Source organism: Burkholderia sp. Ac-20353, assembly GCF_017104785.1.
Taxonomy (GTDB): domain Bacteria; phylum Pseudomonadota; class Gammaproteobacteria; order Burkholderiales; family Burkholderiaceae; genus Burkholderia.
In genome coordinates, this window is the sequence record NZ_JAAGPL010000295.1 from 1 (window position 1) to 7,935 (window position 7,935).

5 protein-coding genes are annotated in these 7,935 nt (G+C 68.7%); 4 read left to right on the plus strand and 1 reads right to left on the minus strand.

Features of this window, described 5'->3' with window-relative positions; all coding sequences use genetic code 11:
* On the minus strand, positions 1–628 hold a 628-nt coding region (gene cobA / locus G3N94_RS38325), incomplete at its 3' end, for a uroporphyrinogen-III C-methyltransferase (protein ID WP_205799414.1).
* 548 nt (positions 629–1,176) lie between these two features.
* On the opposite strand from cobA, the gene G3N94_RS38330 reads away from it, so the two are divergent.
* The 4 genes from G3N94_RS38330 to G3N94_RS38345 form a co-directional block, all read left to right on the plus strand.
* Positions 1,177–2,502, plus strand: coding sequence for an MFS transporter (locus G3N94_RS38330; protein ID WP_205799415.1), 1,326 nt, complete (start codon positions 1,177–1,179; stop codon positions 2,500–2,502).
* 20 nt (positions 2,503–2,522) lie between these two features.
* Positions 2,523–5,075, plus strand: a complete 2,553-nt coding sequence (nirB, locus tag G3N94_RS38335) for a nitrite reductase large subunit NirB (protein ID WP_205799416.1) — start codon at positions 2,523–2,525, stop codon at positions 5,073–5,075.
* Positions 5,076–5,150: 75 nt separating this feature from the next.
* On the plus strand, positions 5,151–5,498 hold the full coding sequence (nirD, locus tag G3N94_RS38340; RefSeq protein WP_205799417.1) for a nitrite reductase small subunit NirD: 348 nt from the start codon (positions 5,151–5,153) through the stop codon (positions 5,496–5,498).
* A 16-nt stretch (positions 5,499–5,514) separates the two neighbouring features.
* Positions 5,515–7,935, plus strand: a 2,421-nt coding sequence (locus tag G3N94_RS38345) for a nitrate reductase (protein ID WP_205799418.1), incomplete at its 3' end; no start/stop codon positions are given.

The window sequence follows — 7,935 nt, forward strand, 5'->3', positions numbered from 1 at the left end:
CGAGCGTGCCGGTCCAGCGGCGCTCGTCGGGCGTGCCGGCCCATTGCACGGCCGCGGCGGGCGTCGATGCGGGCAGCGCGGCGAGCAGGCCGGCCGCAAGCCGCTCGATGCGGCTCATCCCCATGTAGATCGCGAGCGTCGTGCCGGTCGCGGCGAGCCGCGACCAGTCGGGTTCGGTGTGGTCCTGCAGGTGCGCGGTGACGAACGTGACGCCCTGGCAATGCTCGCGATGCGTGAGCGATACGCCGAGGCTGGCCGCCGCCGCGAATCCCGACGAGATTCCGTTGACGATGTCGACCTGAATCGCCGCATCGCGCAGCATCTTCAACTCCTCGCCCGCGCGGCCGAACAGCAGCGCCTCGCCGCCTTTCACGCGGACCACGTGCGCGCCACGCAGCGCGTAGCGGCGCATCAGCCGCTCGATGAACGCCTGCGGTGTCGAACGGCAGCCGCCGCGCTTGCCGACGCGCACGACGCGCGCCTGCGGCGCGAGCGTGACGATCTCGGGATTCACGAGATCGTCGAGCAGCAGCACGTCGGCGGCCGCGAGCGCCTTCACGGCCTTCAGCGTGAGCAGGTCGAGATCGCCGGGGCCGGCGCCGAGCAGGGTGACCTTGCCAGTCTTCATGATGCTTGTCCCATGGCCACGCACGCGTGGCGGTCTGAATAACGAATCGGATGCCTGCGAACGGTCGAGCAATATCCGGACCAGCCGCGCGACGCGCACCGTCCGGCGTGCTGCTGCGCGTTGCGCGGCCGTGCAGCGGCCGTCGCGGTGCGCGGGATCGTTGCCGGTTCAGTGCCGGTTCAGTGCCGACCCGATGCCGCAAGCGGGTGCGCGATTCACCACGAACGTGCACGGCATTGCAGCACGGTGACAGTGCTGCAGCGCACCACATCTGTGCCTCTCTGCGCCACGACGCGTCGCCGGGCCCGAGCAACGCGGCACCGCGCAGGCCCCCGAAAGCGCCGCGATCCGTTGTACGACGGGATTTCGCACGACATGGCACGGTGCTTGCGTAGTGTGTCCCGTGCGAATCAACGGCGATTCGCTCGCAGTACCGAATACCGATTCGCCCGGCAACGGGCTTCCTGGGCAACGGCGTCCTACGGATCGGGTCTCGACATGTGCGAGACCGGGTTCGCAGGACGCCGTTTTCGTTTGGTGGATGGGAAATGTCCGACAAAGCTACCCGCATCGATCTCTTCAGCCTGCGCACCGCGCCGATGCGCGCGTTTCATCTGACGTGGATGGCGTTCTTCGTGTGCTTCTTCGCGTGGTTCGCATGCGCACCGCTGATGCCGCTCATCGCGCACGAATTTCATCTGAGCGCCGCGCAGGTCGCGAACATCAATATTGCGGCAGTGGCCGCGACGATCGCCGTGCGGCTGGTCGTCGGCCCGCTGTGCGACCGCTTCGGACCGCGCCGCGTGTACGCGGGGCTGCTCGCGATCGGCGCGTTTCCCGTGATCGCGGTCGCGTTCAGCCACGATTACCTGTCGTTCCTGCTGTGCCGGCTCGGCATCGGCGCGGTTGGCGCGAGCTTCGTGATCACGCAGTACCACACGTCGGTGATGTTCGCGCCGAACATCGTCGGCACCGCGAACGCGACGTCGGCCGGCTGGGGCAACGCCGGCGCGGGCGCCGCGCAGGCGTTCCTGCCGCTCCTGGCGGCGGCCGCGCTGATGTTCGGCTTCGGTGACGCATCCGCGTGGCGCGCCGCGCTCGTCGTGCCGGGCATCGCGATGCTGGTGATGGCGTGGGTCTACTGGCGCTATACGCAGGACTGCCCGCAAGGCGACTTCGTCGCGCTGCGCAAACAGGGCGTGACGATCGACAGCGGCAAGAAGGGCGGCTGGGAGAGCTTCGCGGCCGCGTGCGCGAACTATCGCGTGTGGATGCTGTTCGTCACGTACGGCGCGTGCTTCGGCGTCGAGGTGTTCATCCACAACGTCGCCGCGCTGTACTACGTCGATCACTTCAAGCTGTCGCTGAAGGAGGCGGGCCTTGCCGCCGGCCTGTTCGGCGTGCTCGCGCTGTTCGCCCGCGCGCTCGGCGGCTGGCTGTCCGACAAGATCGCCGCGCGCCGCAGCCTCGACGTGCGCGCATCGCTGCTCTGCGTGCTGATCGTCGGCGAAGGGCTCGGGCTGCTGTGGTTCTCGCACACGAACACGGTCGGCATCGCGCTGGTCGCGATGCTGACGTTCGGTCTGTTCACGCACATGGCGTGCGGCGCGACCTACGCGCTCGTGCCGTTCATCGACCGCAAGGCGCTCGGCGGCGTCGCCGGGATCGTCGGTGCGGGCGGCAACGCTGGTGCGGTCGCGGCCGGCTTCCTGCTGAAGGGGATCGGCGACGTGCAGCACACGCTGAGCGTGCTCGGCCTCGTCGTCACCGTGTCCGCGCTCTGCGCGATGGCGGTGCGCTTCAGCGAAGAACACAAGGCCCGCGAGGCGGCGCTGCGCGAACGCGCGCTGGCGGCGGGCGGCATCGCAAACTGATCGTTCGAGGAAATCCCAACATGAAACTCATCGTCATCGGTCACGGCATGGTCGGTCACAAGCTGCTCGAGTGCGTCGCGGCGGAAGCCGCCGGCGCGCTCCAGGTCACGGTGCTCGGCGAGGAGCCGCGCCCCGCGTACGACCGCGTGCACCTGTCGGAATTCTTCTCCGGCAAGACGGCGGACGACCTGTCGCTCGTCGCGCCCGGCTTCTTCGACGCGAACCCGCAGTTCGACCTGCGCCTGAACGCACAGGTCGCTTCGATCGACCGCGCCGCGCATACGGTCACGCTCGCGTCGGGCGAGACGCTCGCATACGACAAGCTCGTGCTCGCGACGGGCTCGCGGCCGTTCGTGCCGCCGGTGCCGGGCCACGAGCGCGCCGATTGCTTCGTCTACCGAACCATCGAGGATCTGGAAGCAATGCAGGCATGCGGCGCGCGCGCGAAGCGCGGCGTCGTGATCGGCGGCGGCCTGCTCGGCCTCGAATGCGCGAAGGCGCTGCGCGACATGGGGCTCGACACGCACGTCGTCGAATTCGCGCCGCGGCTGATGGCCGTGCAGGTCGACGACGGCGGCGGCCGCATGCTGCGCGCGAAGATCGAGGCGCTCGGCGTGACGGTGCATACCGGCAAGAACACGCTCGAGATCGTCGACGGCGAGGCCGGCACGCACCGGATGCAGTTCGCCGACGGCACGCATCTCGACACCGACATGATCGTGTTCTCGGCCGGCATCCGCGCGCGCGACGAGTTGGCGCGTGCGTGCGGCCTCGAGCTCGGCCCGCGCGGCGGCGTCGCGATCGACGACAGTTGCCGCACGAGCGACGCAGACATCTACGCGATCGGCGAATGCGCGGCATGGAACGGCATGGTGTACGGCCTCGTCGCGCCGGGCTACGACATGGCGCGCGTGGTCGCGAAGCAGCTGGCAGGCGTTGCCGCGGCATTCGCGGGCGCCGACATGAGCACGAAGCTGAAGCTGATGGGCGTCGACGTCGCGAGCATCGGCGACCCGCACGGCGCGGCGGCCGGCAGCCGCACGTACCAGTATGCGGACGAGCGCAAGCAGGTCTACAAGAAGCTCGTCGTGTCCGACTGCGGCAAGTTCCTGCTCGGCGCAGTGATGGTCGGCGACGCGGCCGAATACGGCACGCTGCTGCAGATGATGCTGAACCGCATCGAACTGCCCGAAGCGCCGGAATTCCTGATCCTGCCGTCGTCGGACGGCGCGGCAAAGCCGGCGGTCGGCGTCGAGGCGCTGCCCGAGGCCGCACAGATCTGCTCGTGCAACAACGTGTCGAAGGCGCAGATCTGCGCGGCGGTCGACGGCGGCGCGACCAGCATCGGCGCGCTGAAGTCGTGCACGGGCGCGGGCACGTCGTGCGGCGGCTGCGTGCCGCTCGTCACGCAGATCATGAAGTCCGAGATGAAGAAGCAGGGGCTCGCGGTCAACAACCATCTGTGCGAGCACTTCCCGTATTCGCGCCAGGAGCTGTTCCACCTGATCCGCGTCGAGCGCATCCAGACCTTCGGCGAGCTGCTCGCGAAGCACGGCCACGGCCTCGGCTGCGACGTCTGCAAGCCGGCAGTCGCGGGCATTCTCGCGTCGTGCTTCAACGAGTTCGTGCTGAAGAAGGAGCATGCGGCGCTGCAGGACTCGAACGACTACTACCTCGCGAACATCCAGCGCGACGGCACGTACTCGGTCGTGCCGCGGATGCCGGGCGGCGAAGTAACGCCGGAAGGGCTGATCGCGGTCGGCCAGGTAGCGAAGAAATACGGCCTCTATACGAAGATCACCGGTGGCCAGCGCGTCGACCTGTTCGGCGCGCGCGTCGAGCAGTTGCCGTCGATCTGGGAGGAACTGATCGCGGCGGGCTTCGAGTCGGGCCACGCGTACGGCAAGTCGGTGCGCACGGTGAAGTCGTGCGTCGGCTCGACGTGGTGCCGCTACGGTGTCGACGATTCGGTCGGCCTCGCGATCGAGATCGAGAACCGCTACAAGGGCTTGCGCGCGCCGCACAAGCTGAAGTTCGGCGTGTCGGGCTGCACGCGCGAATGCGCGGAAGCGCAGGGCAAGGACATCGGCATCATCGCGACCGAGAAGGGCTGGAACCTGTACGTGTGCGGCAATGGCGGGATGAAGCCGCGCCACGCGGAACTGCTCGCGGCCGACCTCGATCACGACACGCTGGTCCGCTACATCGACCGTTTCCTGATGTTCTACATTCGCACCGCGGACCGGTTGCAGCGCACGAGCGTGTGGCGCGACAACCTCGAGGGCGGACTCGACTACCTGATCGACGTGGTCGTGCACGACAAGCTCGGGCTCGCGGCCGAACTGGAAGCGGACATGCAGCACGTGGTCGACACGTACGAATGCGAGTGGAAGAAGGCCGTTACCGATCCGGAGACACGTAAGCGCTTCCGCCACTTCGTGAACAGCGACGCGCCCGACGCGAATATCGCTTTCGTCGAGACGCGCGGCCAGATCCGCCCCGCGACACCCGACGAGCGCGTGCGCGGCAAGCGCATCGAGATCCCGGTGGTGCTCGAAACCGAGACCGCCTGAGTCGAACCACTCGAATCGAGCCATTCGAATCAAACCATCAGCATCATCCCGATCATCGCCAGTCAGGAGAAAGCCATGAGCAACGAACAGATTCACGTGTCCTGGACCCCCGTGTGTGCGCTCGACGAGATCGTGCCGAACACCGGCGTGTGTGCGCTCGTCAACGGCGAGCAGGTCGCCGTGTTCCACGTCGCGCACGAGGACGGCGGCGTGTTCGCGATCCAGAACGTCGATCCCGCGTCGCAGGCGGCCGTGATGTCGCGCGGGCTGGTCGGCAACCTCGGCGAGCGGATCGTCGTCGCGTCGCCGCTGTACAAGCATCACTTCGACCTGCGCACCGGCGAATGCCTCGAAGCGCCGGAGCAGTCGGTCAGCACCTTCCGTTCGCGCGTCGACAACGGCGTCGTGTGGGTCGCAGCCTGACGGAGCCGGAGCGCGCATGACCGCCACGAACGTGAAGACCGTGTGTCCGTACTGCGGCGTTGGCTGCGGGATGGTGCTGCACGTCGAGGACGGCGAGGTCGTCAAGGTGGCCGGCGACCCCGACCATCCGACCAACTTCGGGCGGCTCTGCACGAAAGGGGCGTCCGCGCACGTCGCGCTGCGCAAGTCCGGGCGGCTCGAAAGCGCGTTCGTGCGCCACGCGCGCGAGGACGACCTCGTGCCGCTGGCCGCGCGCGACGCGATCGCCGAGACCGCGCGCCGCCTGCGCACGGTGCTCGATGCGCACGGCCCCGACGCGTTGTCGTTCTACGTGTCGGGCCAGATGTCGATCGAGGCGCAGTACCTCGTGAACAAGCTCGCGAAGGGCTTCGTCGGCACCAACAACATCGAATCGAACTCGCGCCTCTGCATGGCGAGCGCGAGCAGCGGCTACAAGCTGTCGCTCGGCGCGGACGGCCCGCCCGGGTCGTACCAGGACTTCGAGCGCGCGGACCTGTTCTTCGTGATCGGCGCGAACATGGCCGATTGCCATCCGATCCTGTTCCTGCGGATGATGGAGCGCGTGAAGGCCGGCGCGAAGCTGATCGTCGTCGATCCGCGCCGCACGGGCACGGCCGACAAGGCGGACCTGTTCCTGCAGATTCGCCCGGGCACCGATCTCGCGCTGCTGAACGGCCTGCTGCACCTGCTGCACGCGAACGGCAAGACCGACGCCGCGTTCATCGCCGGTTTCACCGAAGGCTGGGACGCGATGCCCGCGTTCCTCGCCGATTACACGCCGGACAAGGTCGCGGCGATCACGGGCCTCGCCGAGGCCGACCTGCGCCGCGCGGCGGAATGGATCGGCGATGCGCCGGAGTGGATGAGCTGCTGGACGATGGGGCTCAACCAGAGCACGCACGGCGTGTGGAACACCAACGCGATCTGCAACCTGCATCTGGCGACGGGCAGGATCTGCCGGTCCGGCAGCGGGCCGTTCTCGCTGACGGGCCAGCCGAACGCGATGGGCGGGCGCGAGATGGGTTACATGGGCCCCGGGCTGCCGGGCCAGCGCTCGGTGCTGTCGGACGCGGACCGGCAGTTCGTCGAGGACGTGTGGCGCGTGCCGCGCGGCACGCTGCGCACCGAAACCGGCAACGGCACGATCGACCTGTTCGAACGGATGGCGGCCGGCGACGTGAAGGCGTGCTGGATCATCTGCACGAACCCGGTCGCGACGGTCGCGAACCGGCAGACCGTGATCGCCGGGCTGCAGGCCGCGGAACTCGTGATCGCGCAGGATGCGTTCCTCGACACCGAGACCAACCGCTACGCGGACATCCTGCTGCCGGGCGCGCTGTGGGCCGAGGGCGAAGGGGTGATGATCAACTCCGAGCGCAACATGACGCTGATGCGGCAGGCGATCGCGCCGCCCGGCGATGCGTTGCCGGACTGGAAGATCATCGCCGAAGTCGCGTGCGCGATGGGCTATGCCGATGCGTTCGGCTACGCGTCGGCCGCCGACGTGTTCGACGAGATCGTCCGTTTCACGAATCCCGCGACCGGCTACGACCTGCGCGGCGCGAGCCATGCGGCGCTCGCCGACACGCCGCTGCAGTGGCCGTGCGCGCCGGATGCGGCGCGCGACCGCAACCCGATCCGCTACCTGAACGACGGCGTGAGCCAGACGCTGCGCACGGCGGCGGATGGCGGCACGCCGGATGGCCTTACCCCGCGCATCGCGTTTCCGACCGCATCGGGCAAAGCGCGGTTCTTCGCGCGGCCGCACGTCGCGCCGCACGAACTGCCCGACGGCGAATTCCCGATCGTGCTGAATACGGGCCGGCTGCAGCACCAGTGGCACACGATGACGAAGACGGGCAAGGTCGCGATGCTCAACAAGCTGAATCCGCGCCCGTTCGTCGAAATCCATCCGGAAGACGCGCGCGCGCTCGGCATCGCCGCGAAGGACAGCGTCGAGGTCCGCTCGCGGCGCGGGCGCGCGGTGCTGCCGGCGGTCGTGACCGACCGCGTGCAGCCCGGCAACTGCTTCGCGCCGATGCACTGGAACGACGTGTATGGCGACGACCTGTGCATCAACGCGGTCACGAACGACGCGATCGACCCGGTTTCACAGCAACCGGAACTGAAATTCTGCGCGGTCGCGCTGAGTCGGGTCGACGTCCCGCCGGCCGAGCGCGCCGCCGACGATACCCCGCAGCGCGACCCAGCCGCTACAACGGCAGCGGCAGAGCCCGCGCCGGCCGCCGCTACGGGCGCGACCGCGACACAGGAACTCGACATGGCTGACATCGACACTTTCGCCGCCGCGCTGGGCATCGCCGAGACGGCGCCGCCGCCGCTGTCCGACGCGGAGCGCCACTACGTTGCCGGCTTCGTCAGCGGGCTGCGCACCGACGCGGGCCGCCGCGCGGGC